27 protein-coding genes are annotated in these 25,792 nt (G+C 41.3%); 12 read left to right on the plus strand and 15 right to left on the minus strand.

Annotated features, from left to right (window positions below; genetic code table 11):
• Positions 1–7 precede the first annotated feature (7 nt).
• From ACQK2H_RS01900 to ACQK2H_RS01915, 4 genes are all read right to left on the minus strand, one after another.
• Complete coding sequence (locus ACQK2H_RS01900) at positions 8–1,366, minus strand: sensor histidine kinase (RefSeq protein ID WP_425389785.1); 1,359 nt, start codon at positions 1,364–1,366, stop codon at positions 8–10.
• A gap of 117 nt (positions 1,367–1,483) precedes the next feature.
• Entirely contained in the window at positions 1,484–2,293 is an 810-nt protein-coding gene (locus ACQK2H_RS01905) for a hypothetical protein (protein WP_425389786.1), read from the minus strand.
• Between the two features lie 203 nt (positions 2,294–2,496).
• Positions 2,497–4,743 carry a M1 family metallopeptidase gene (locus ACQK2H_RS01910; RefSeq protein ID WP_425389787.1) on the minus strand — a complete coding sequence of 749 codons (2,247 nt, stop codon included), beginning with the start codon at positions 4,741–4,743 and terminating at the stop codon, positions 2,497–2,499.
• Between the two features lie 26 nt (positions 4,744–4,769).
• Positions 4,770–5,357: a HupE/UreJ family protein gene (locus tag ACQK2H_RS01915; protein ID WP_425389788.1), complete on the minus strand. Its 588-nt coding sequence runs from the start codon at positions 5,355–5,357 to the stop codon at positions 4,770–4,772.
• A gap of 104 nt (positions 5,358–5,461) precedes the next feature.
• On the opposite strand from ACQK2H_RS01915, the gene ACQK2H_RS01920 reads away from it, so the two are divergent.
• Together ACQK2H_RS01920 and ACQK2H_RS01925 are read left to right on the plus strand one after the other, a co-directional pair.
• A complete protein-coding gene (locus ACQK2H_RS01920; protein ID WP_425389789.1) occupies positions 5,462–5,947 on the plus strand; it encodes a DUF6702 family protein in 486 nt (161 codons plus the stop codon).
• Complete coding sequence (locus ACQK2H_RS01925; protein ID WP_425389790.1) at positions 5,947–6,297, plus strand: hypothetical protein; 351 nt, start codon at positions 5,947–5,949, stop codon at positions 6,295–6,297. The genes ACQK2H_RS01920 and ACQK2H_RS01925 overlap by 1 nt, the downstream gene beginning before the upstream one ends.
• Before the next feature lie 15 nt (positions 6,298–6,312).
• Here the strand turns inward: ACQK2H_RS01925 and ACQK2H_RS01930 are convergent, their stop codons facing one another.
• The 5 genes from ACQK2H_RS01930 to ACQK2H_RS01950 are packed head-to-tail and all read right to left on the minus strand — an operon-like array spanning position 6,313 to position 9,169.
• Positions 6,313–6,744, minus strand: a complete 432-nt coding sequence (locus tag ACQK2H_RS01930) for a PIN domain-containing protein (RefSeq protein WP_425389791.1) — start codon at positions 6,742–6,744, stop codon at positions 6,313–6,315.
• Positions 6,722–6,937, minus strand: a complete 216-nt coding sequence (locus ACQK2H_RS01935) for a DUF6364 family protein (protein WP_349565969.1) — start codon at positions 6,935–6,937, stop codon at positions 6,722–6,724. Before ACQK2H_RS01935 ends, ACQK2H_RS01930 begins: the two co-directional genes overlap by 23 nt.
• Before the next feature lie 40 nt (positions 6,938–6,977).
• Positions 6,978–7,511, minus strand: coding sequence for an RNA 2',3'-cyclic phosphodiesterase (gene thpR, locus ACQK2H_RS01940; protein WP_425389792.1), 534 nt, complete (start codon positions 7,509–7,511; stop codon positions 6,978–6,980).
• Positions 7,504–8,304, minus strand: a complete 801-nt coding sequence (locus ACQK2H_RS01945; protein WP_425389793.1) for an alpha/beta hydrolase — start codon at positions 8,302–8,304, stop codon at positions 7,504–7,506. Before ACQK2H_RS01945 ends, thpR begins: the two co-directional genes overlap by 8 nt.
• Positions 8,305–8,314: 10 nt before the next feature.
• Complete coding sequence (locus ACQK2H_RS01950; RefSeq protein WP_425389794.1) at positions 8,315–9,169, minus strand: alpha/beta hydrolase; 855 nt, start codon at positions 9,167–9,169, stop codon at positions 8,315–8,317.
• A gap of 50 nt (positions 9,170–9,219) precedes the next feature.
• On the opposite strand from ACQK2H_RS01950, the gene ACQK2H_RS01955 reads away from it, so the two are divergent.
• From ACQK2H_RS01955 to yaaA, 7 genes are all read left to right on the plus strand, one after another.
• Positions 9,220–11,673, plus strand: coding sequence for a zinc-dependent metalloprotease (locus tag ACQK2H_RS01955; RefSeq protein WP_425389795.1), 2,454 nt, complete (start codon positions 9,220–9,222; stop codon positions 11,671–11,673).
• A gap of 66 nt (positions 11,674–11,739) precedes the next feature.
• On the plus strand, positions 11,740–12,324 hold the full coding sequence (locus ACQK2H_RS01960; RefSeq protein ID WP_425389796.1) for a transposase: 585 nt from the start codon (positions 11,740–11,742) through the stop codon (positions 12,322–12,324).
• 404 nt (positions 12,325–12,728) lie between these two features.
• Complete coding sequence (locus tag ACQK2H_RS01965) at positions 12,729–13,553, plus strand: prephenate dehydratase (protein ID WP_425389797.1); 825 nt, start codon at positions 12,729–12,731, stop codon at positions 13,551–13,553.
• Complete coding sequence (locus tag ACQK2H_RS01970) at positions 13,546–14,709, plus strand: pyridoxal phosphate-dependent aminotransferase (protein ID WP_425389798.1); 1,164 nt, start codon at positions 13,546–13,548, stop codon at positions 14,707–14,709. The genes ACQK2H_RS01965 and ACQK2H_RS01970 overlap by 8 nt, the downstream gene beginning before the upstream one ends.
• Positions 14,706–15,794, plus strand: coding sequence for a chorismate mutase (locus ACQK2H_RS01975; protein WP_425389799.1), 1,089 nt, complete (start codon positions 14,706–14,708; stop codon positions 15,792–15,794). Before ACQK2H_RS01970 ends, ACQK2H_RS01975 begins: the two co-directional genes overlap by 4 nt.
• 37 nt (positions 15,795–15,831) lie before the next feature.
• Positions 15,832–16,797, plus strand: coding sequence for a polyprenyl synthetase family protein (locus ACQK2H_RS01980; RefSeq protein WP_425389800.1), 966 nt, complete (start codon positions 15,832–15,834; stop codon positions 16,795–16,797).
• 61 nt (positions 16,798–16,858) lie between these two features.
• On the plus strand, positions 16,859–17,632 hold the full coding sequence (gene yaaA, locus ACQK2H_RS01985) for a peroxide stress protein YaaA (protein ID WP_425389801.1): 774 nt from the start codon (positions 16,859–16,861) through the stop codon (positions 17,630–17,632).
• Between the two features lie 19 nt (positions 17,633–17,651).
• On the opposite strand, the gene ACQK2H_RS01990 is transcribed toward yaaA, so the two are convergent.
• The 3 genes from ACQK2H_RS01990 to ACQK2H_RS02000 all read right to left on the minus strand — a co-directional run bounded on the left by ACQK2H_RS01990 (position 17,652) and on the right by ACQK2H_RS02000 (position 19,724).
• Positions 17,652–18,095 (minus strand): hypothetical protein, encoded by a 444-nt coding sequence (locus tag ACQK2H_RS01990; protein ID WP_425389802.1) that lies wholly within the window; start codon positions 18,093–18,095, stop codon positions 17,652–17,654.
• Positions 18,096–18,219: 124 nt separating this feature from the next.
• Positions 18,220–18,918, minus strand: coding sequence for a LytR/AlgR family response regulator transcription factor (locus tag ACQK2H_RS01995; protein ID WP_425389803.1), 699 nt, complete (start codon positions 18,916–18,918; stop codon positions 18,220–18,222).
• On the minus strand, positions 18,915–19,724 hold the full coding sequence (locus ACQK2H_RS02000; RefSeq protein WP_425389804.1) for a sensor histidine kinase: 810 nt from the start codon (positions 19,722–19,724) through the stop codon (positions 18,915–18,917). Before ACQK2H_RS02000 ends, ACQK2H_RS01995 begins: the two co-directional genes overlap by 4 nt.
• Before the next feature lie 259 nt (positions 19,725–19,983).
• Between ACQK2H_RS02000 and ACQK2H_RS02005 the strand changes: the two genes are divergently transcribed.
• Both ACQK2H_RS02005 and ACQK2H_RS02010 read left to right on the plus strand, forming a co-directional pair.
• Positions 19,984–20,817: a M28 family metallopeptidase gene (locus ACQK2H_RS02005; RefSeq protein ID WP_425389805.1), complete on the plus strand. Its 834-nt coding sequence runs from the start codon at positions 19,984–19,986 to the stop codon at positions 20,815–20,817.
• A 6-nt stretch (positions 20,818–20,823) separates the two neighbouring features.
• Positions 20,824–21,207, plus strand: a complete 384-nt coding sequence (locus ACQK2H_RS02010) for a hypothetical protein (protein ID WP_425389806.1) — start codon at positions 20,824–20,826, stop codon at positions 21,205–21,207.
• Positions 21,208–21,230: 23 nt separating this feature from the next.
• Here the strand turns inward: ACQK2H_RS02010 and ACQK2H_RS02015 are convergent, their stop codons facing one another.
• Entirely contained in the window at positions 21,231–23,135 is a 1,905-nt protein-coding gene (locus ACQK2H_RS02015) for an AAA domain-containing protein (protein WP_425389807.1), read from the minus strand.
• A 42-nt stretch (positions 23,136–23,177) separates the two neighbouring features.
• Between ACQK2H_RS02015 and ACQK2H_RS02020 the strand changes: the two genes are divergently transcribed.
• Positions 23,178–24,443 carry an NAD(P)/FAD-dependent oxidoreductase gene (locus tag ACQK2H_RS02020; RefSeq protein WP_425389808.1) on the plus strand — a complete coding sequence of 422 codons (1,266 nt, stop codon included), beginning with the start codon at positions 23,178–23,180 and terminating at the stop codon, positions 24,441–24,443.
• 31 nt (positions 24,444–24,474) lie between these two features.
• Here the strand turns inward: ACQK2H_RS02020 and ACQK2H_RS02025 are convergent, their stop codons facing one another.
• The gene (locus ACQK2H_RS02025) at positions 24,475–24,867 is read right to left on the minus strand and encodes a DoxX family protein (protein ID WP_425389809.1); all 393 of its coding nucleotides are present in this window, start codon (positions 24,865–24,867) and stop codon (positions 24,475–24,477) included.
• 47 nt (positions 24,868–24,914) lie between these two features.
• The gene (locus ACQK2H_RS02030; RefSeq protein WP_425389810.1) at positions 24,915–25,787 is read right to left on the minus strand and encodes a LytTR family DNA-binding domain-containing protein; all 873 of its coding nucleotides are present in this window, start codon (positions 25,785–25,787) and stop codon (positions 24,915–24,917) included.
• Positions 25,788–25,792: the final 5 nt, after the last annotated feature.

The following is a 25,792-nucleotide window of genomic DNA, read 5'->3' on the forward strand; positions in this document are numbered from 1 at the left end:
AATTTATCTAGGAATGGTTTGCAGTATGATCAATTAAATGCATTCTAAATGTCGTGCCCTTTCCTTTTTCTGAGGCTACTTCGATTGTACCCCCCATGTGTTCAAGCGCGTCCTTAACCAGGTAAAGTCCCAAACCGGTACCACTGGATGATCTGTGTGCCCGATAAAACATGTCAAAGATTTTTGGCAGGTGTTTTTCGTCAATGCCCGGCCCATTGTCCGAAAGCACCACATTGAACCCTTTTTCAGTTCCGTGAATAGAGACACTTATTTTCGCTTTTGCAGGCTCATGATGATACTTGATGGCATTGGAAAGCAGATTTGTCAAAATGGTATGTAAGCGTGCAGCATCCGTATGAATATGGGTCTTTTCGTCTGCCTCAATTGAGAGCTTCGGCGAGCCATTATTCGGGTCAATTAGGGATTCAAATTCTTTCTTTACCTCCTTTTCCAAGTCCACCTCATCAATTTGAAGTTCAGTTTTTTGTCCTTTTCGAAGGGTGATAATGTCGCGAATTACATTATCGGCCTGAATGAGTCGGTCTTGAATAGCATTAAAGTATTCTTCCTTTTTATCCGGATCATCTATTGATCGAATGATAGATATAATCCCTGAAATAGTAGTAAGCGGTGCACGGAGATCATGGGACGATCGATAAAGGAAGGTGTCGAGTTCTGAATTAGCTTTTTTGAGGTTATGTTGTTCTACCTCCAGCACACTTATAATCATTCCAAGACCCATCAATGCTTGTAAAAATATATCGATTGCACCCGCAAAATAAGGGACTTCCAGTGGGTAATCCACTTGATAGACTTCAAGAAAAGTTTCAAGAAAATAATTGCCTTGCAGCAAACCATAGGATAGGAATGAAAAAATGATGAACCGAATGCCTATCCCTGTACTGGTCATTCTTAGCAGCATGAAGGCACATGCAGTGAATACAATACCGGCAAATAGCGATTTGATTCCTACCCGATATAAAATTCGATATGTCCCGGCATCTGGATCGTTAAACGAAAGGAAAACGAGTAGTATCGCAAAGGGAAGGATGGAGTAGGAAATAGCCTTAACCACCTTTCGGTTAAGTTTTCTATTGCGAGATATTTCCAGTGTACCGGAATAAAGCCATAATATCTGCAAAAGACTTGCAGTTACTGTGATAATGGAAATAATAATCCTAAACGGATGATCGAGGGGTAACAAAAACGCATTGGCCAATGATATACACGAGCCAAACATATTGACAAACAAAGCCAGCCAGCTCCATGACCACAGCAGGTAAAAATCGTTTTGATACTGTCTATAAAATTTTCTAAGAATGAGCATGATGACCAGCGCTAGTAGCGCTTGTGTCACATACTGCATAAATACTATTTTGACAGCCTCAGGAAACATAGTTGTATCAGCAATTAACCTTAAAATGAGTTAATTCGGAAATTTCAAAACCGACAATCGGCGAATCAGATAATTCTAAGGATAGAGTTATTGTACGGCTGTATCAAATTCGGTAAATGTACCCTCAGGCACTTCATCAAGCACTTCTATGTTTTCCAATGAATTCCGCCCTCTGTTTCCTGATAACAGGATATCACCATACTTTTTATAATCAGCCCAGGGCGTAATAAAACGTGGTTCCAAAGATGTTGAATCCGGGTAGTAGGCCCATTGTGTTACAAGTTTGGAGTCTGTATCTATCCAGACCTCATATACATTTTCCGGCGTGACTCCTACGTCTTCAAATGCCAGACTAATTACATCAGCTCGTGCTCCTGTTTGCGTGGTGTCATCACGCAAGTATTTTAATGTTACACCAGAATCTTTCAGCTTATATGGCATGACTAACCAATAAGCATCATTCACCCACATTTCGTATCCCTGCTGCATATAGTGGTCAAGTGAATCGGTGATCACTTTTTCTCCTCTCATGGCTTTTCCTTCCAGAGAATTGATATTCATCAAAATTGTGACATTATCCTTCGGAATTTCTATGCGGACATTTCCTGTCCACTTGTCCCATATATGATCCCTTCTGCCAAAGAAATTCCATTTGATGTATCGGGTGTCATCCCATGCTTTTCTTCCACCCATGGCTTGCATGGTTTTATCAGCCAATAGTGTTGCTAATAAATCAGACCCTTCCTGGTTGAACCCTTCAGCCGGAGGGTTATTGTATTCAACAAACTCACCACCATCAGCTATAGCGGTAGAGTCTGCACTTTCGGATGAAGATGATCCGGTAGAGCAAGCAGATAGAATGATGATTAATAGAACGAAGAATAACTGGTTTTTCATGTTTATAGTGTTTGTTTTTATGGCAAACATGCCTGCCTGTCGGCAGACAGGAAATTCGCGATAAACATTCATCCGGCTGTGGTATAGTTTCGCCTTTGAACCTTCATGCTCATTTCATATAATAAATGTTTGTCCTAAAGATAAGAAATAAAAAAAGGAGACCGTGATGGTCTCCCTTTATAGTTTAGGTTGGTTGTGTTCGTTTAGTCTTGTCCTTCTTTGAACTGCTCAAATCGATCTCCTTCATCTGTCCGTGGGAACACATTATTGTCTGTGTAAGCATCGGCAGTCATTTCGTTCGGATCAATCACAATTTTAGCTACTTCTTTGTCTTTCATAAAGACTTTTGTCACTTCTTTTTCATCCATCTTCCAGATTTCTGCTGGAATTTTCTCCAGTTCAGTGGTTCCATCTACATAAGTCCACTGGATGATGATCGGTGTTACAAGCCCTCCCTGATTCTTCAATGTAAGCTCGTAGAAGTTCTTGCCCTTAGCTGATTGCTTGATTTTACTTTGATCCATTGATTGGCGGTATTCTCCAAATCCGCCATTCCACTCCTGGAATACAAATGGTTGCGGATCGCTTCCAAAATCTTTTTTTCCATCATTCTGACCATCTATTCCCTGTCCAGCTCCTTTGATGTTTTTAGTTTCCAGTCCATTCTCTTCAGTCTGCATTTGGAACCATCGAACATTTGCCAGGTCCACATCTACATAGTCAGTGCCGTAGAACCAGCCTCTCCAGAACCAATCCAGATCTACAGCCGATGCATCTTCCATCGTTCGGAAAAGGTCTGCCGGAGTAGGGTGCTTGAATGCCCATCGCTGCGCATAAGTTTTAAAGGCTTTGTCAAATAGCTCCGGACCCATTACCGTTGTTCTTAGCAGGTTCAAGGCGGTAGCAGGCTTAGCGTATGCATTACTACCAAATTGTCTGATCTGCTCGGAGTTGGTCATGATTGGCCTAACCAAGCCTCTCTCCCCACTCATGTAAGGGACGATGTTTGCAGCAGGTCCTCTTCTGGACGGATACTCATAATCAAGGTAGCTATCGGCAAATTCCTGCTCAGTCAGATACTGGACAAACGTATTCAAGCCTTCATCCATCCATGTCCACTGACGCTCATCTGAATTGATGATCATCGGGAAGAAGTTATGTCCAACCTCATGTATGATTACCGAAATCATTCCATGCTTTAATCGGTCTGTGTAACTGCCGTCGGGCTGTGGTCTTCCGTAGTTGAAGCAGATCATCGGGTACTCCATACCTATCGATGCGGTATGAACGGAGATCGCAACCGGATATGGGTAATCGATGGTAAATTTTGAATACGTCTTAAGCGTTTGAGCAACAGCATAAGTCGACCATTCTTCCCAGAGCGGATTTCCTTCTTTTGGGTAGTAAGACATGGCAAGCGGCTCGCTTCCATTTTCAAGCTTTACAGCCATTGCATCCCAGATGAATTTTCTGGAAGCACAAAAACCGTAATCCCTTACATTTTCTGCTTTGAATTTCCATGTTTTAGTGCCCGTAGCTTTTGTTTTCTCATTTTTCTTAGCCTCTTTTTCTGTCACGATGATCACTGGCTCATCATAGCTTTTCTTGGCCTGCTCAAATCGCTCCATCTGTTCTTCAGTGAGCACCTCTTTAGGGTTTTGGAGTACTCCTGTTGCCCCAACAATGAAGTCGGAAGGAACGGTAAGGTCTACCTCATAATCCCCGAAAGTAAGGGCAAACTCCCCTCTACCTAAAAACTGCTTGTTTTGCCAGCCTTCATTGTCGATATAGACTGCCATTCTTGGGAAAAACTGTGCAATCGTGTATAAGTAGTTGTCTTCTTCCTCGAAATACTCAAGGCCGGAACGCCCACCATCCGTCATACGGTTGTTGATGTTGTACATCCAGTCGATGCTGAAGGTCATGTTTTCACCTGATTTTAACGGCTTTTCCAGATCAAGCCTCATCATGGTTTTGTTGATCATATAGGCCATGTCCTTTCCGGCACTTTTTACTGATTTGATTTTAAATCCACCGTCATATGCTTCATCACCCGTCAGTCTGAAAACAGCAAACGCACTCAATGTGTCTCGCATGCTACTCTGACCGATCAATGGTGAATCTGAATCACGCGCTCGCATGTTTTGATCCAATTGAACCCACAGGTATTCCAGGTCGTCCGGTGAGTTGTTATAGTATGTAATCGTTTCACTACCGGTGATTGTCTGGTTGTTGTCATCCAGCACAATCTTCATTTTGTAATCCGCTTTTTGCTGCCAGTACTGGTGTCCCGGAGCTCCGGATGCGGTACGGTACACGTTTGGAGTAGGCAGCAGCGTTCCAAGCTGCTCAAATTTTTGCTCCCACTCTGTGTCTTTTTGTTTTCGGTCCTGTCCAATTGCAATGGATGCAACCAAAAACGTTACGATTAGTAGAATGCTATTCTTCATAGTTACGTTTAGTTATTAATGTTCTTTCAGTTTAAATAATTAGTATCCAGCATAAGCATGAGGGCGATTCCTCCCACTGCTGAAGAGATGATCATTTTCCAATCTTTTCTGCTCACACCACCTAATCCGACGAAAATGAAACTAATGATCATGAATAATCCAACAACTATTATTTGACCGATCTCTAATCCTACATTAAAGGCAAAAAGCTGAAGGATAATTGTCTCGTCTTTTCCCAGAAGTGCTCTGAGGTAGTTAGAAAACCCTAATCCATGGATAAGTCCGAAGAATCCAGCATAGCCGTAATTTCTCCAGATTTTACCCTCTGCGATTCGGTCTTCTTTTGTGAATAAATTGGAAATGGCTGTAATCAAAATTGTGACAGGAATGAGAAACTCAATCAGGTCTGCATTGATCTTGATGATGCGCATGGTGGCCAATGCCAAGGTAATGGAATGACCAATCGTAAATGCGGTAACGAGTATCAGCACTTTTTTCCAATCAGTTGACTGATATAGTGCACATAAAACAACCACAAAAAGGATGTGATCATATCCGTTTATATCCAGAATATGGTCAAAACCTAATCCATAGTACAGCCTAAATTCACTCATGGGGTAGCGAATATAATTCATGCTGACGATGTGTTGTTTTCCTTTATCGTATGATTTGATGAACGGTATTGGAACCAGGCATGCTCTTTGTCTAGATTTGACTAATGATTACACTTGCACTCATTCTTTTTCAGTCGGTTTTTCATCCGTTTCATGTCAGTGTCTCCGACATCAAATACAAGGAAGATAAGAAAGCCATACAGATCAGCACACGTATTTTTTTGGATGATTTGGAACTCGCACTGAGGGCTTTTACCGGCAATGAAAAGCTGGATATCATGGATGAAGGAAGCTGGGATTTCATCAATACAAATCTTGAAAAATACCTACTGGATCGCATGAAATTGTGGGATGAAAAAGGACGTGAATATGAGCTCAACTACATTGGTGCGGAGATAGAGGAGGATGTGATGTGGTGCTATATCGAGATTGAAAAAGTGAAGAAGCTAAAACAGGTTAAGGTCTGGAACGCTATTCTACATGAAGTCTGGAGCGACCAGGAAAATCTGGTACACTTCCGTGCTTTTGACGATGTGCAGAGTGCGAGGTTGTTTGCTGGAGAGGACACTGAGGTTTTTGAGTGGGAGTGATGATAGTTCTCTTTCTTATATATGTAGTTTGCCTGGCTCTTTTCTATTGGTCAACATACAAGCCAATCAAACTTCACAATGCTGATAATGATTTTGACGTAATGAATTACGATAGTCGAGCGCAGTGGATTACATCACTTGGTATAGCAGGGTGCTACATTTATTTAATTAGAGAGCAATCTTATTTCAATGAAATTGTTTTTTCATTATTGGCAATAATGGTGCATTTGCCACTGCACTTGGCATTTAGAATCAAAAAAGTTCGTCAGGAGACAATTGTATTAATAATTATTCAAATTGCTACAGGGATAGCTATAATAGCAACTCCTGATCGTGCAAATTATTTGTAAGATAAGACCACCATATCATGTTTTAAAAGGATCGATGATCGTTAAGGATTCAATTTTTTGATCATGCTGTAAATCCTCTGAATAAAGCGTCTTACAGTTTCCTTCCAGTGCTGCAGCGATGACCATCGAATCATAAAATGAATACTGATAGCGCTCCTGAATTTCAATCGCTTTCAAATAGAGGTCTCGGGTTGGGTAGATTTCCCACACAGGAAACAAAACATTAAGACAGAAAGAATTTAAGTTGAAAGGTTTGGATAATCCTAATCGAATGGCTGTGTTAATGAATTCCTGAACTACTTGAAAACTTATAGTAAGACGTTGACCCTTAAAAGCTTTGTCAATAAGCTCTTGAGCAAATGTTTTCTTTGTTTGATCTCTATTATCTACCGAATAGATAAAGATATTCGTATCGATGAAAATTTTACCTTCTTCTATTGAGTTCATCGCGTGTAAATGGGCCTCCAATATCAGTACTCATACTTTCCAATAGTTCTTTAATGTCTTTTTCAGTCTGAACTCTGGAATAATCTTCCAACCACTCCCTAAATCGTTGGTTCAAAGTTGTATGCTCCTTTCTGGCTCGTTCTCGTGCCTTTTCAATAAGCTTTTCGTCTGCAGATAGCGTTATGTTTTTCATTGTACACTTTTCTAGTGTACACGAATATAGTGTGATTTAGTTATAAATCCATCGTATTCCATTTCTTGCCATCATGTTTTAAGAGTGTGATTTGATCCACTTGAAAAGAAGAATCATAGTTTCTTTCCTCAAACTCCTTTTTCGCCTCATAAAACAGTCGCTTCTTCAAATCACGAAAGCCAATGGTGACATGAGGGTGAAATGGTCTGTTTTTATAATTAGCATTATCCAGCTTTAGCTCTTTTCTGCAAGCATCTACCACTTTCTTTTGTAGCTCTTCCAGCCTACCATTTTCCACGACATCCACAAACACCACTCGTGGCTCGAAAAAGTCAAAGTTTTTAAGCCGGACTTCAAATGGCATTAGGTCACTGTTCAGGTTTTTTATCACATCTACTAACTCTTCATATCGTTTATCCTTCCATTTGAAAGGCATGTGCAGCGTGATGTGGGGAGGCGATCTCAAGGCGTGCTTGCTATCAAATTTTTCTGCCACCTCATGCTTAAGATGAGTAATTTCATCCTGAATTTCTTCCGGAGGGAGAACTGCGATAAAATAAAGGGATTCACTCATCGATCAAGACACTTTTCATGTGTTCCCAATAACTATCGAAAGCTGCCAGATCATTGTGGTGTCCACCATCTATCGTAAAAAGTGTGGCCTGTTCTTCAACTGTCTCATATAGCTTTTGTCCCGATTCATAAGGGACTATTTCGTCTTCATTTCCATGGAAAATGGAGATGGGAGCATTGGAGTTTTCTAGGTATTTAAAGTTTTCAAATCGATAGTTGAGAAGCAGCTTCGTTGGGTAGATAGGAAACAGTTTCTTAGCAACATCTGTCAGGCTAAAAAAAGGTGTTTCTAATATAAGTTTATTGGGATTGTTTTTGGACGATAAGTAAGAGGCAAATGCGGTACCCAGTGATCGACCGAAGATAACCATTCGTTCTTCCCGCTCCAGTTTTTTGGCAAATGCATAAATCTCTTGAGCGTCGTTCAACATCTTTTTTTCTGATCGAATTCCTGTGCTTTTTCCATAACCACGGTAATCAGTAATTAAGACCTCATACCCCAAATCAACAAAAGGTTCAGCCACCTCTCCCCATCGGTCCAGGTTTCCGGCATTGCCATGAAAGTAGACAATCAACCCTTTGGAGTTCTGTAGTTTAAAAAATAGTGCATTGATTATGGCCCCATCCTTCATCCTCAGATTATGCTCTTCAAAATCTTTTTCGAAAGAATATTCATAATCATCAGGCAAAGATTCCGGTAAGAAGATCAGGCTTTCTTGGAGTAGGTATATCGCCAACCCAATCAGCACATAGATGCATAGTAACGCAACGGCAAGTATTCGTAATGCAGACAATTTCTCGATTTTAATTTTTCTTACGACTAAAATTTAAACTGGATTTTTCAGGATCAATGGGTTTCAGCTCAGCAGAATGCAGCGCCTCTTCAAGCATACGGTGGTATTCCTCAAACGTATGCAGGTTGTTGTGTCCTCCGCCAATCACAGAATAAACCCGTGTCAACGATGGGTTGATCTCAGCCAGTGCAAGGCTGGACTTATAGGGGATTAGTTTATCCTTGGTGCCATGAATGATCTTAATGGGGCAATCCACGTATTTCATCCATTTGTAAGTGGTTAGTGGAAACTTTAGAATGAGCGATGCGGGCAAAAATGGGATATATCTTTTGGCCACTTTCTTCATGCTGTAATAAGGAGACTCCAGCACCAGCATTTTGGGGTCATTGTTGCTGGCAAGCTTGGCCGCAAACCCCGAGCCCATTGAACGGCCATAGATGATGACATACTTTTCCGGTACTTTGCTTTTCAGGATGTCATACACTTTTTGCAAATCTCCCTTGATTTCCTTTTCCGATCTTCTTCCTGTGCTTTTTCCAAACCCACGATAATCCACCATGACCACATCAAACCCCAAACGGTTGAAATCAATGGCAAACTTTCCCCATCCTTTTATTGAGCGTGAATTCCCCTTCAAATACATCACCACCCCTTTGGGTTTATCCACGCTAAAGTGAACCCCATTGATTCGAACATCATCGCCAATGTAGAGGTTGTGCTCTTGCACATTTTGCTCAGCATACTTGAATTCAAAATCAGGAGGAAGCTTTTCAGGTTTGAATAAAAACTTCTCCTGTAAGAAATATGCCGCTACATTAATGATAACATAGATTGATACAATTACTACTATGATTGTGGTGATCAATGCTTTACTTTAATGGATTGATTATCGAACAGCTTTATAAATATACAACAATGAGAACCTACACTTTTCTAACCTTCATTCTTGTCTCATTCATGGTTGGCTGCCAATCGGCAAACACACCGTCATCCTCTGCATCTTCTCAGTCAGGCACGATAGCGGATTTTACTTTGGACATGCAAAAGCAAGATGGCTTTTTCAATTATTACTATGATGATGAAGTTGGACGAATGTTTTTGGAGGTAGATAAAGTCAATCAGGAGTTTCTGTATGTGAATTCATTAGCAGCAGGCATTGGCTCCAACGACATTGGGCTAGACAGAGGTCAGTTAGGAAATGAACGGGTAGTCAAGTTTGAAAAACATGGAAATAAACTGTTACTTATCCAGCCGAATTATGATTATCGTGCCGTAAGCGAAAATCAGGATGAAGTAAAATCGGTGGCAGAAGCCTTTGCCAGTTCAGTGATTGGTGGGTTTGAAATCAAAACCAAAAATGAAAGTGCATATCTCATTGACATCACCGATTGGTTGCTGAGGGATTCTCATGATGTGAGTGGGAGATTGAAGGGGTCAAATCAAGGCAACTTTAAAGTAGACAAATCCAGGTCTGCCATCTACATGGATGCGACCTTCAACTTTCCTAAAAACACAGAATTCGAAACGCTATTAACATTTAGCGGAGATGCCACAGGCTGGTGGTTGCGATCTGTGACTCCTACCCCGGATGCTGTGACCGTTCGTACACACCATTCATTTATTGAGCTGCCGGATGATAATTATACCCCTCGCGTGTTTGATCCAAGATGTGGGTTCTTCAATATTTCTTACCAGGATTATGCCACGCCAATTGAGGAACCACTGGTGAAGCGATTTATTGTTCGTCACCGACTAGAGAAAAAAGATCCCAATGCAGAGATAGGTGAACCGGTAGAGCCGATCATTTACTATGTTGATCGCGGCGCACCAGAGCCGGTTCGCTCCGCTTTGATAGAAGGAGCCAGCTGGTGGAACCAGGCGTTTGAGGCAGCCGGATACAAAGATGCCTTCCAGGTGAAAGTAATGCCGGAAGGAGCCCATCCATTGGACGTTCGATATAACGTGATACAATGGGTTCATCGCTCTACACGAGGATGGAGTTATGGCAGTGGGATCACCGACCCACGAACCGGTGAGATGATCAAAGGGCATGTTAGCCTGGGCTCGTTACGCGTGCGCCAGGATTTTCTGATTGCAACCGGTCTTTTGCAGCCTTATGATAATGGGGATGAAACACCGAATGCCATGACAGAAATGGCTTTGGCCAGGTTGCGTCAGCTTTCTGCACATGAGGTGGGTCATACGATTGGCCTGGCACACAATTTCGCCGCAAGTGTGAACGATCGTGCTTCAGTAATGGATTACCCGCACCCGTACGTGAAGATGGATGATCAGGGAAATATTGATTTAAGTGAGGCTTACGATGATAAGATTGGTGCATGGGATAAAGTGACCATCACTTATGGTTACAGCGATTTTCCTGAGGGGGAAAATGGAGAGAAGCTAAACGCAATCCTTGATGAAGCCTTTGATAGTGATTTGAGATACATCACCGATCAGGATGCTCGTCCGGCGAGTGGATTACACCCAGAAGCACATCTGTGGGACAATGGCACCAATGCAGCTGTGGAACTGAACCGAATGATGAAAATCAGAAGAACCATTCTTGATAAGTTTTCAGCAAAGGCAATCAAAACGGGTACCCCGATGAGCTCCATTGAGGAGGTGTTGGTGCCAATGTATTTGTTTCACCGATATCAGGTAGATGCTACTTCAAAATTGATTGGTGGACTAAACTATAGCTATGCGGTGAGAGGTGGGGATCAGGTAGTAACGGAGATGCTTTCAGCTGATGAGCAAATGGCGGCACTTGAGGCTTTGCTGAATACGGTGAAAGCAGAGAGTTTAAAGCTACCAGAAGAATTGCTTGGTCAAATTCCACCACGAGCATTTGGTTATGGAAGATCAAGAGAGACCTTCCAGTCGCGAACCGGACCGGCTTTTGATTACCTGGCAGCAGTGGAGACTGCAGCAAGCTTGCCATTCGGATTCATTTTCAATGCAGATAGATTCAATCGATTGCTGACTTACAAAGCAAGAGATGCAAAGCAGCCGGGTGTAGATGCGGTGTTGGACCGAATAACCACTGCAGTATGGATGAGCCCTAGCTCAAATGCTCAGGATCGAACGATTCAGAAAGTGGTGGAAATGGAAATGCTGAAGCAACTCATGGGACTTGCGGTAAATGATCGAGCTTATGGCGAGGTAAGAGCAAAAGCACTGGGAAAAATAAAGGCGATCAAGACCTATGCTTCCGGCCGAACTGGAAGAAGTACCAATGATGATGGTACGTACTATCAATACGTGGTAAGCCAAATCGATCGATTTCTGGAAGAACCTGATGAATTCAAAATCCCTGATCCGATCAAAGCACCGGATGGCTCACCGATTGGGAGTTGTGATTTTTAAAAGATTCAATTCTGACTGACTCAATCCTGACAGGTCTTTGAGACCTGTCAGGATTAAATAAGCAAGATGGAAGCAGGCAAGTTTTATCACATTTACAATCATGCAAATGGAAGCGAGAACCTCTTTCGAAATGATGAGAATTACAATTTCTTTTTACGAAAGTGGAGTCACCACATTGAACCTATTGCAGACTCTTATGCCTATTGCTTAATGCCGAATCATTTTCACTTTTTGGTTCGAATAAAGGATGAAGAAAATCTTGAGAAATTAGATCAGACAGGTTTTCAAAACCTGTCTGATTTCCTATCCAAAAAATTCAGCAACCTATTTGTCAGCTATGCAAAAGCTTACAACAAAATGTATGACAGGAGAGGATCTTTATTTAATCGACCATTTAAGGCAAAGGAGATCGAGAATGATTCTTATTTGACCAATGTAATTTTCTATATCCATCATAATCCTCTGCATCACGGATTTACTAAATCTATCGCTGACTGGGAACATAGTAGCTATCATGCCATGATTTCAGATAAACTAACCAGATTAAAGAGGAAAGAAGTGCAAAGTTGGTTTGGTTCAAAAGAGGATTTCAGAAAGTTTCATGATCAGGCAATTAAGGGGCTTGAAAAATTGGAACTAGAATTCACTTGATATTCATCTAACTGATCAAAGTAATCCTCAATTCCTTCCTCTGCGATACTCATTATGTACTTATCTTGGCCAAGATTTTGGTAAGATTTAACATATTCAGATCGTTTTAGCTTTTCGATATCATTGGTATTTGATTGCTTCATTAATTTATTTTATTTCTAAGGAAGTCAACTTATTCAAAATTAATTTCTTTTATGACTTGCATTTAAAAAATTTCTCGCTTCTATTTACTCACGTATGAACGCACAGGTATCATTTTATTTTAGCTACTATTTCTTTTATCCAAAGCGGATAATGGGGTGGCTATAGTATATCTGGTGTAAAGAAATTTTACAGAGGCCTCCCCAAAAGGGAGGCCTTTTTTATTGTCGGCAGGGCCGACATCCAATGAAGAAGGTAAGACAATGAAACGAATTGCAATCCAGGGATTAAAAGGAAGTTTTCACCATGAAGCTACACTCCATTACTTCGGAGATCAAATTATGCTGAATGAATGCGAGACGTTCAGGGGTGTGGTCAATCAGGTGTTTGAGAGCGAGGCTGACTTTGGTTTGATGGCTATAGAGAATTCGTTAGCTGGCTGCATCATTCCCAATTATGCATTGCTTCGTCAGAGTGGATTGACAATCTGTGGAGAAGTAATCCTTCAGGTCAAAATGAACCTGATGGCCTACAATGGAACTAGTATTTCCGAGCTTAAAGAGATCCAATCTCATCAGATGGCGATTCGTCAGTGCTCCTACTTTCTGGACAATCATGAAAGGCTGAGGGTAGTTGAATCCTTCGATACTGCAGGAAGTGCATGCTACATTAAAGAAAACAAGTTGAGTCAGGTGGCAGCTATAGCAAGTTCCCTGGCAGCCAAAATCTATGACCTAACCATTCTTCAGAGCGGAATCGAAAACAAGGAGAGCTTCACACGATTTCTCGTTTTGACCAAAGCATCAAACCAGCCTGAGGAAGAAATAGACAAAGCATCCATCTATTTGGAAACTAAGCATGAGCCGGGGGCTTTAGCCAAAGTGCTTACGGCTGTCAGCGATCTGGGGGTTAACCTTAGCAAGCTGCAATCACATCCGGTTTCGGGTTGGGAACGCACCTATGGTTTCTTCATGGATTTAGAATTCTCTGATCCTGGCCAAAAACGAAAGGTGTTTTATGAACTAGCAAGCCTGTCTGAGGTGATCGAAAATTTAGGGGTTTACAAAAAGGGTAAAATTTATGAATAATGTAGTTTCAGCACGTCGAATACGAGGTATTGGTGAATACTATTTCTCCAAAAAGCTTCAACAAATTGATGCCATTCGGAAGCAAGGAACGGAGGTGCTAAACCTGGGTATCGGAAGTCCGGATCTTCCACCGCATCCCTCCGTGATTGCCGAATTTAATAGCGCCATTCTTGAAAATGGTGCACACCAATATCAGAGCTATAAAGGGCTTCCAGAGCTTAGATCAGCCATAGCAAACTGGTATCAGCGGTTCTTTGATTGTCAACTTGATCCAGATAGAGAGGTTCTGCCTCTGATTGGTTCTAAGGAAGGCATTACGCATATCTGTATGTCCTTGCTGGATGATGGCGACAGTGTTTTGATTCCAAATCCTGGATACCCTGCGTACGAAACAGCATCTAAAATGGCCGGAGCAGACATTATTCATTATGACTTGAAGGAGGAAAATCAATATCAACCGGATTTTGATGCGTTGGAAGAAATGGATCTTTCTTCGGTAAAAATTATGTGGGTGAATTATCCGCACATGCCCACCGGAACGGCAGGCTCAACCGAGCTATTTGAGAATTTGATTCGGTTCACCCGGAAGCACAACATTGTGTTGATTAATGACAACCCCTATGCTTTCATTTTGACTGATCGTCCGATGAGTATGCTGGCAACCTGCTCTCCAGATGATCATGTACTTGAATTGAACAGCTTGTCCAAGTCACATAATATGGCAGGATGGCGGGTGGGGATGCTGGTAGGAAACCAGGAGCTCATAGAAACAGTTTTAACATTCAAGAGTCAGGTAGATTCCGGTCAGTTTAAGCCCATGCTAAAAGCCGCGATAAAAGCACTGACCCTTAATGAAAGTTGGTTTGATGCGTTAAATGAAGTTTACCGTGTAAGAAAACGAATGGTGCATAAAATTCTGGACGCTTTGAACTGCAGCTATCATACCAACTCCTCGGGCATGTTTGTTTGGGGCAAAATTCCAGATACTGAAATGGATGCTGAACAATTTTCGGATATGCTTTTGGATCAATATAAAATCTTTGTTCCACCTGGTTCCATTTTCGGATCCAATGGAAAAAGGTACATTCGCTTTTCACTTTGTAGTCCGGAAAGCGTGTGGAATGAAACACTAAACCGCCTAAACGAAACAAAATGAAGACATCACCGATAGGAATTTTTAAAGAAAAACGACCGGTTATCATTTCCGGTCCATGCAGTGCGGAAACCGAAGAGCAGGTACTTGAAACCTGCACTGCCATTGCAAAATCCGGGAAGGTAGATATCCTGCGAGCAGGCATTTGGAAGCCCCGAACCCGGCCCAATAGTTTCGAAGGGGTGGGAGCTGAAGGGCTGCAATGGTTGAAAAAAGCGAAAGAAGCGACAGGTTTACCCACGGCAGTAGAAGTAGCGAACTTCAATCATGTTTTTGAGGCACTGAAACAAGGAGTTGATATCCTCTGGGTGGGTGCTCGAACCACGGTGAATCCCTTTTCGGTTCAGGAGATAGCAGATGCGCTGAAGGGTACGGATGCAACGGTGATGATTAAAAACCCGGTTCATGCAGACATTGAGTTGTGGACGGGAGCATTGGAACGATTACATGGTGCTGGCATTACTAAATTGGGCCTAATTCATCGAGGCTTTGCCCAATATGGAAACAGCGTCTACCGAAACGATCCGAAATGGCAGCTTGCCATTGAGATGAAACGAAGGTTTCCGGAGATACCCATGGTTTGTGATCCAAGCCACATTTGTGGAAAAAGGGATTTGCTTCATGCCGTTTCGCAGCAGGCGCTGGACATGGATTTTGATGGGCTCATGCTGGAAGCTCACATTGATCCATCCCATGCACTGAGTGATAAAGATCAGCAGTTGACGCCAAAGGATTTGGAGATCATCATTGACAATTTAGTGGTGAGGCGGCCCAACATTTCAGATGCAGATCTTTCTCAGAAGCTTTCCATGCTCAGAAGTCAGATAGATCTCATTGATGATGATTTGATTAAACTCCTGGGCGAACGAATGAAAGTGGCCGAAGAAATCGGTCTGGTGAAAAGAGAAAAAGGAATTACAATCCTTCAAACCAATAGATGGGAAGAAATCATTGAAAAAGCCTCTGAAACAGGAAAGCTGCAAGGGCTATCGAAAAACTTTATGATTCGCTATCTCAATGCCATTCACCAGGAATCCATCGAGCACCAAAATGAAGTAATGAATCGAACCGAGTTAGAGAAAGAATAAAACAACCGAATGCGTTTGTGGTTTTATCTTGCAGCCAATGAAAGATCTGCTCGAAAAAATTGACTCATCGCTTGCCAATTTACCACTTGGTGAGCATCCTCAAAATCTGTACGACCCGATAAGATATATCCTGTCTCTGGGAGGGAAACGTCTCAGGCCAATGCTGGTTTTGCTAGGGTATGGATTGAAGAATGAAGATATGGAATCAATCATTGAGCCATCTCTGACGGTAGAGGTTTTTCATAACTTCACTTTGATGCATGACGACATTATGGACCTTGCTCCCATTCGTCGTGGCAAACCAACCGTACACGAAAAATGGAACAATACAGTTGCAATACTCAGCGGAGACACGATGATGGTGAAGGCCTATGATCAGTTGCTTACAGGACCTCAAGAATCCCTGGCCACAGCCGTGCGAAAATTCAATAAGTGTGCAGTGGAGGTTTGCGAAGGGCAGCAGCTTGATATGAATTTCGAGGAATTTGAAACGGTGACAGAGGATCAGTATATCGAAATGATTCGACTGAAAACTGCGGTGCTGCTCGGTTTTAGCTTGGAGTACGGCGGACTCCTGGCAGGTATGGATGATGACCAATTAGCTAAACTGAATGCAATTGGTGAGAAAGCGGGAATTGGCTTTCAACTCATGGATGACCTGCTGGATGTGTATGGAGATAAAGCCAAATTTGGTAAGCAGGTAGGAGGTGATATTGCCTCGAACAAGAAGACATACCTATTAATTAAAGCCCTCGAATTAGCCACTTCATCTCAAAGAAAAGAGCTCGAAAAATGGCTGTCTGCCTCGGACTTTGATGTGGAGGAAAAAGTGGAGGCTGTTAAAGCGATCTATGAAGAGATCGGCATTTTTGACTTGACTCAGCAAAAGATGAACGGTTATTACGATGAAGCATTCTCACTCCTCAATAATTTAGAGGCCAGACCGGAAGGGAAAAAACAACTTCAAGATTTCTTCGACAAACTGATGAAGCGTGAGCGTTGAAAGTGAGCACTGCCTAAACTATCTTTAATTTTAGTTGGTTAAATCACAAAAGCATTGAATTATGATCGCAGTTGTTTCCCCGGCAAAGAATCTTGATTTCAAAACGAAATACGACACGTCTACTACTCAGCCACGGTTGATGGAATGCACCAATGAGTTGATTAATGTAATGCGAAAGAAATCTGTAGATGAAGTCTCAGAACTGATGAGTATCAGCCGTCAGCTCGCAGGTTTAAATGTTCATCGTTTCAAAGAGTTTGACTCTGAGCATTCCAAAGAAAATGCAAAACCGGCTGCACTTGCATTTAATGGAGATGTATATCAAGGACTGCAAGCAGAGACATTTGATGAAAAGAAAATGGAGTTTGCTCAAAAGCATTTCCGAATTCTGTCAGGACTTTATGGATTACTTCGCCCTTTAGATCTCATTCAACCTTACCGGCTGGAGATGGGAACAAAACTTGCATTTGATGATTACAGTACGCTCTACGAATATTGGGATCGTAAAATCCTGGACTTACTTGTTGATGATTTGAAAGATCAGGGAGATGACATCATATTAAATCTTGCTTCTAACGAATATTTCAAGTCGGTTGATAAAAAGGACATGCCTGCTCGAGTAATTGATGTTGAATTCAAGCATTTGAAGAATGGGAAGTACAAGATCATTTCATTTTATGCGAAGAAGGCTCGCGGGTTGATGTCCCGATTCATGATTGAAAACCAAATCACCAATCCGGATGATTTGAGGGCGTTTGATTATGAGGGCTACTATTTTGATGAGGAGGCCTCAGTCGATGATAAATTGGCATTCAAAAGAGAGAAAAAGCAGTGAGTTGAGGTGCCAGTTTGCGTCATAATTCCTGATTGTTCCACTGTTTTATTTCTTCATTTATTTCAGTAGTAGTTTCATGGTCGAGTTTGATCCAATTAAAGGAAGAACTCATTTCATTAAAAGTCTTAAAATAAACCCTTTCGTCCTGTTCAATTTGTTTGGCATATAATTGAATAAGTGATTGATCTTTTCGTTTTTCTGTCCCCACAACAAGCATGAATTTTACCTGAAGTTTATCAGGCACTGATTTTAGAAATTTATTGGCAATCGAGATTGCTTCGAGTGGATTAAGACTATGAAAAAAAGCTTCAGAGACATCAGATATCAGGTTTAATTCGAGAAGATTTTTGTTGTAATCAAGTAAGTATTTGTCCGAGAGTTCAACGAACTCTGGAGTAAAAGTTCCAACAAACTTTTCTACCAAGAACAATTGATCCTTAGATTGCCACTTGAAGTATCTCACTTTCTTTTTTCTAAAACTCTACTATAAAGATAGCCCATACATCAAATACAAGACTTTAAAGCTTGTAGTGTAGTTGTTCACTATAGTCATTCGACTAACTTTTTCTTATTACCTGATACTAACACTATTTTAGTTTCGAAAAATTATCCAACCACTCTTTAACCATCCTTCGATAGGTTTGACCAATTGGCACCTCGTTTCCAGAGACTTTAAGCCTGTTTCCATCAATTTCCTCCACTTTGTGCTTGGCTACTATAAATGACTTGTGCACACGCATGAAATCGGCTGGTAACTCTTTTTCGAATGAGGAAATTTTTTGATGGGTCGTTAGGGTTTCTTCCTTCAAATGAACCTTGCAATAGTTGCCGAAAGCTTCTATAAAAAGGATGTCATTGAGGTGAATAATGTGCTGTTTCTTATCCACCTTAACTGATATCTGACTTGAAGCTTTATTGGGGTTAGGTGGTGCCGTTTTCGGAGCTGGAATTTTGTTTACAGCCTTGATGAACCGATCAAACGAAAATGGTTTGAGAAGATAATCAACAACATTCAGGTCATAACCTTCCAGCGCGTGTTCCTTGAATGCGGTAGTGATGATGACCTTTGGTGGATCTGAAATGGACTTCAAAAATGCTAATCCGGTCATTTTTGGCATCTTAATATCCAGGAAGATGAGATCGACCTGTTCTCGGTGAAGGACCTCTATTGCTTCAGCAGCATTGTAGCAGTTACCTACTTTCATTAAATGCTTGAGGTCTTCACAGTATCCCTCGATTATTCTGTGGGCAATGGGTTCATCATCAATGATTGCAAATGATATCATACTAATTTGATTTCAAGTTTAGCAAGAAATTCATCACCATTCATCTGGGTCTCCAAGCTGTGTCTTTGTGGATAGATAAGTTCTAATCTCCTCTTTAGATTTTTCAAGCCCGTACCTTTTGTAGACATCTCCTCATAATCATGTTTGTTTCGAACCTCGAATGACAATTGTCCTTTAGCAACGCTAAGTTTTGCATCTAAAGTGTTTTCAGCCACCTGTTCAATTCCATGTTTTATTGCGTTTTCTACCAGTATGACCAGAAGAAGTGGCGCGATTTCGATATCCCATTGATCCACTTCTTTATGAAAATTTAGTTTAGTCATATGTTGATGTCGAATACGGTGAAGTTCCAGGTATTTTTCCAGATATTCGACATCATCAGATAAGAGCACTCTTTCATTTTCGCCCTCATAGATGACGTACCTCATGATATCAGAAAGTTTTAGAATGACCTCAGGTGTGTCCTCAGACTTTTCTCTTGCCAGGCCGTAGAGGTTGTTGAGGGTGTTAAAGAAAAAATGAGGATCGATTTTGTTCTTTAGTAATTGAAGTTCGGTTTCTACTCGCTGATTCTTTAGCTCCCGGTATTCTCTCCACCTTACAAAGAGCCACTGAATCACTACATACCCTAAGGTGCAAACTAAGACAGCTACTGCTATCCAAAAGTATGTCCTCAGAATGGCTATATCTTCGGATCCGCTCACTCTTGCATTCTCCAGTCGCCCCTTTAATTCAACCATCGTAATAATTGAAGAAATGATCAATAAGAGAACAGCACCGGTTCTGAAAAATTTTCTTGCTCTCACGCTTTCTAAATTAGATATTCATGTCTTTTGGGCAAAGAACAGTTGACAAACAGGATTACCGAAAGCACAAACATTGTTTAACGGGTGATGAATAGCATTTACCACTGATGTGAAGGTATTCAATTCCATAATCGATTGATAGGTCAAAAGAATTTTAGGAGCTTGATGAAAGCAGATAATATTGATTCGGTTTTTCAATTCAAGAAACAAATTAGCGATGAGACCTATTCTATTCAGCTTCTTGTTACAAACAGTCTTTATGTTAGCTGGCCAACACGAAAAAAAGAGTAATGAATTGCACCCATTTCAAGAGAATGTCATCAAGGTATTGACCGGTATGATTCCCTATGAGAGTACTTCATTTTTGAATGATAGAAGCACTCCTTCAGGGCGTAAAATTTCTTCCGAAATATTGTGGGGGTTCTTTGATGAACTAGGCCTAGAATCACAGTCCCATGATTATACTTCTTCTCATCCAATGATTTTTCCGGATCTGTTTTTTGGCCCGGCGAGAGGAACGAATATCTATGCCATCCTTGAGTCAAACCCTAAGAATGATTATGTGGTGATTGGTGCCCATTACGATGCAGAGCCCGGAAGTCCGGGTGCCGGTGACAATGCCTCAGGTGTCGCCTTGGTTGCATCGCTCGCTAAGATTTTAAAAGCACATGATGCCCTCCCATTCAATTACATTTTCGTCTTTTTTGATCAGGAGGAGGATAATGAATTGGGTAGCAAGGCATTTGCTGAATTCATTGAAGAGAAGGAGTGGGGCATTCACTCAGTTCATGTAACAGATCTTGCAGGATGGGATAAGGATGGTGATGGTGCAGTTATCATACAAACATCGAATAAGTACATGAAGGAGATTTATTTGAAAGCTTCCAAAAAACTTCAGGTTGAGATACGAATCACAAGTGGAGGATCATCCGACAACAAATCGTTTCAACGCGTATTTCCTACCGTAGGGGTGTTTGGCGATATCACGAAGCATCTTCACAAACCAACAGATACCTATGAGACGGTTGATTTTGAGTTCTTGACCTTGATGACCAGGCTGATGAGTGAAGTATTGGTAACACTAGACAAATAAATCATTATGAAAATCGCACTAGACACTACTAAAATTTGGATGTTGATATTCGTCACACTTGCGATGCTTGCCTGGAAGGCATTTTATCTAATGACACTGGGAAATCTTGTACTAGTACCAATTGCAGTTGTTTTCCTGATAGGAATGGGCTACTCTTGGTTTTATAAAAAGCAATCATTGGTAAGGTTCATTAAGGCCTGGGGCATCCTCTTAATTGTGTATGCAATTGCTCGAACACTTTTAGCAATCACAATCTCAATGAATATTGGCGGGATAGAGTCCTACATAATCAGCCAGGTTAACTTCTGGCTGTATACCACAAACCTGATCATTTTTGTAATAGGAATTTTGATTCTGAAAAAGAGACGATTGGTTTTGAAAATGGCTTGAAATAAAGACACTTCATTTTGTACTCAGGAATACTGCATCAACTCCGGGTGTTCGTATATGGAAGAATAATGCCCACAGGACTGGATATATTCGATGAGTTTTAAAAAGAATTTATCAACGCCCAGGGTGGAGGAATCTCCAACAAGCACCAATCGATAGCGCGCCCTGGTAAGCGCAACATTCAGCCTTCGGTATTCTTGAAGAAACCCAATGATTCCTTCTGTATTTGATCGCACCAGTGAAATGTAGATAACATCACGCTCCTGTCCTTGAAAGGCATCCACACTGTTGATTGTTATATTTTCCATGTAAGGCGTCAGAGATTCAGACTGGCTGATACGTTTTTTGAGTGCTTCTACTTGTGCCTTATATGGGGCGATAACGCCAACCGATAAATCCTCAAGGTTGTCTTGCTCCATTATCCGAACCAGCAGGTCTGCCTCACCAAGATTGTACGTGCTTAGTGTCTCCTCTTTGATCCGCTCTTCATATCCCGCACCCGCAGTATCAATCATCTCAATCACTTTATCAAATGGGTTCGGTCGTTGAAGAATGCTTTCATCTGCTTTAAGTTTTCCACGGTAAAACTGTTGGCTCGAAAATCCCATAATTTTTGGATGCATGCGATACTGTACCTCCAACATTACAACAGCATCAGGCTGTGAATGTAGGCCTTTAGCAAATAGCGTATCCTCAAGTCCAGCTTTAGCTGCTTCAAAAGATTTGATCGTTGGAGGAAGTTGATAATGATCACCGGACATAATCACTCGTTGTGAACGAAGAATGGGAATCCAAGCTGCAGCTTCCATCGCCTGTGAGCTTTCATCTATGAAAACCGTCTTAAACAACCTGTCTTGTATAAGGGAGTGACTACTTCCTGTAAGGGTGCAGGCAATTACCTGTGCTTTATCCACCAGGTTCTCAGAAATGTAATTTTCAAGGTGGCGAGATTCTCTTTTTAGCGACTTAGATTCTTTATAAAGAAGGTCTCGTTGCTTTTTCTCCTTTTGTCCGAAGGTACGTTTATACTTTCCAGCCATAGCTCGGTACTCTTCCGATTGTTTTCGCATTTCTCTGAGCCGGCCAAAATCTGGATGTTTACTTATTCGAACATCCAGGCTGTTTTCTACAACATCAGGAGTTAGTCGTGCCGGATGACCCAGACGCAAAACATTGACCTCTTCTTCGACCAATCGTTCGACCAGCAAGTCTACAGCTGCATTGCTTGGAGCACATACGAGCACCTGCTTTTCCTTATGTACTGTTTCTTTGATGCATTTGACCAGTGTGGTAGTCTTACCAGTGCCTGGTGGTCCATGTACAAAAGCGACATCTTCAGCGTCAACTATTTTTGAAAATGCACGATTTTGTACGGTGTTAAGTGTTGGTAAATCGTACGTATGACCATCAGTGAATGCGGCCGTTTTTAACCCGTAAAGCAAGTCCCGAAGTTCAGCTAAACGGTCGTTTTTGGAGGTCATGACCTTATGCAATGCTTTGTTCATTTCCCTGTAAGTCCCGTCATCAAAAAGCAGGTTGACTCCTAATTTATCCTCGTTGATCCAATCCGGCAGGAATGATTGATTTAAAGCGATTCGCATGATTTCGTCTTTCAGGTAACTGATCACTCCGCCAAGTACTTTTTCCTTTTCTTCTGAACCTGAAAAAATACCTACGACGGAACCTACCTGAAACGCATGCTTCTGATTTACATTCTTTTGCTTTCTTATTTCTATGGTAATGCGCTCTCCTGTGCTGATAAAGTCCCGTACCGTCTGGATTGGGTACCAGGTAACTCCATTTTTTTCTCGTTCCAGAATCGAGGTGTTCATCATCCGCTCTTGGTAAAGCGCATAGTCTGCTTTTTTCTCCTTTTTAAGGAGATCAATTTGAAGCTGGAAATTTTCAGTGATTTCTTCGGAAGTCATGCTAGAGTGTAAACACAAATGTGCGCTTTTGGTTGATAGAATATGAATGTAGAAGAAAAAGGTGCTCGAATTTATATCATCGGTGCTGGAGTAAGCGGTTTGATTGCTGCAAAAAACCTGGAGGATAAAGGGTACAACCCTGTAATTCTGGAAGCTTCCGATCGAATTGGTGGTCGTGTGGTGACAGATATAATCGATGGTTATCAGCTTGACCGTGGATTTCAAGTGCTGCTGGAGGCCTATCCAATGGCTCAGAAATACCTTAACTATGACACGTTGGAATTGCAATCACTCATACCCGGTGCAATGATCTTTTCCGAAGGGTCCTCAACAATTTTTGGTGATCCTTTGCGAGACAGCAGTTTGCTTTTTTCTACGCTTTTTTCATCAGTTGCTTCGACTGCCGATAAGTGGAAAATATTTCAACTTAAGAAAAAGCTTGAAAATTCTTCATTGAAAGAATTGTTTGATGAAGAAGAACAAACTACGCATGAGTACTTAAAAGCATTTGGCTTTAGTGATGGCGTCATCCAAAACTTCTTTCGACCATTTTTTAGCGGAATCTTTTTAGAGCCTGATTTAGCCACTTCCAGTAGAATGTTTACGTATGTATATAAGTTGTTTGGAGAAGGAGGGGCACTGATACCGAAAGCAGGAATTGGGGCTATTCCTGATCAATTGGAACGAAACTTGAACCGCACAACTATACGACTCAAAACGCCGGTTGAAAAGGTGCAAAATGAATCCATTGTTCTGAAAAATGGAGAGGTCCTTGACTCAGATTTTACGATCATCGCTACTGACCCAAGCGAAATGCTGCCCAATTATGTTTCTTCATTGAATTGGAAATCGTGCGATAATCTTTACTTCACCGTCAAAGACAGAACTACAGCTAAACCGATCATTGGCCTTAATAGTCGCAAAGGATCACTAATCAATAACATTTTCTTTCCCACCAGTATCGATGCTGAAGTCAGAGGAACAGATGAGCTACTTTCTGTCACGGTTGTTCGATCCCACAATCATACAAAGGAAGCGCTCATTGCAAAAGTCCACATCGAGCTACAAAAAGATTTTGGGATAAGTCAGGCTAAATTTTTGCATCACTATCATATCACTAGCGCCCTTCCTCAGCTAAACAATCTTCAATACGAAGTGGATGACACAGAATCTTTGATTACAGATAAAGTAGCAATTGCAGGGGACCATAACCTCAATGGTTCTCTCAATGCGGCAATGATCTCCGGAGAATCAGCTGCACGCATTGCTGATCGTGCACTTGCTGATTCACTATTGACCTTTGGGTAATGTGATCTCGGATTTAGAACCAGTATGGTCTTCAATTCTTTTTCAGCTTAGAATATAACCGTGTTAGCTCAGCATCCATTCCTCTTTCCAATGAGATGTAGAGAAGTGTAATCATTGTAAAACCTATCCAGATAACATCATCCAGACTGGTTCCAAAAACGGTTCTGGTGATGATCGCTCCGAGCATCACTACAGCTAGTGTGAAAGCTGCATACTTATTTGTTTTGGGCAATAGAATTCCGATTCCACCGAGAAACTCTAAAACACCAATGAAGTACATGAAATAGAGCCCATATCCCCAACGCTCAATAAATGCGGTAGACCAAAATCCTTCTGCATCAAACTTTTCCCAACCATGAGAGATAAAAGTTTTGGCATAATTAGCCGACATCAGAAACAATAAAATCTTTTTAAATAGAGCCATCCTTTTATTCTTAAAGATGCTCTATTATCTCAGATTTTGAATGTCAATTAGGCCATTGTGGGATGAACTATTTCTGAAGTGGGATCAATTATGACCGATTTGTTATCGTTCAAGTTCAGTTTTATCTGGTCAATGCATTCCTTGTAGGTCTTGCTAGAGCTGAGCGGCTTTCCGTCAGACATCACAACCAGGTATTCCCCGTTGCGCCAATGACTCAACTGACTGATATGCTCGATGTTAACAATGGTGGATTTGTGAATACGGATAAATGGTTCTCCTAACTCTGAAATAAGGGACTTCAAGGTCATGCGTGTACGGTGGGTTCCATCAGACGTGTGAATGTTTAGGTAGTTGCCACTGGATGTTAAATAAAGAATCGAATTTTTTCTAAGCACATGATAAGTACCATCGCCGGCCCGAATGGTAAGCGACTTTTTTAAGGACCTACCATACATGAAATAGCATACAATTGCGCCAATAATTAGCAATTTCAAAAATGCTGACGGGGAAGACGATATCACCACCAACCACACATCTGCAAGTACACTAAAGGGATTCGCTTCAATCATCCCAAGTAGGTTTTTAATACTAAAATCAATCAAGATATCGATTATCCGGATGAGTGGACTTAATAGTACAGCTCCTACTAAAATTGGTAGAAATGTCTTTAGGTTCTTTTGAAGCTTACTCCACTTGGGAGCAATATGAATGATTAGGATTGTGAGGACGGTCCAGGTCACTATAGGCACAAAAAAATAAAAAGATATATCGATAAGTTGCAGGGGAGTTGGTGCTTCTCCTCTATGGATAAGCATGAGCCAGTTTGAAACGAAAGCTATCGTCGCTATCAGCAAACCAATAAATATGGAAACTGCAATTGTTTTCCGATGAGCTTTAACCGTATTTATGATTTGAGCCATATGTA

It is taken from the genome of Ekhidna sp., assembly GCF_965228795.1.
Classification (GTDB): domain Bacteria; phylum Bacteroidota; class Bacteroidia; order Cytophagales; family Cyclobacteriaceae; genus Ekhidna.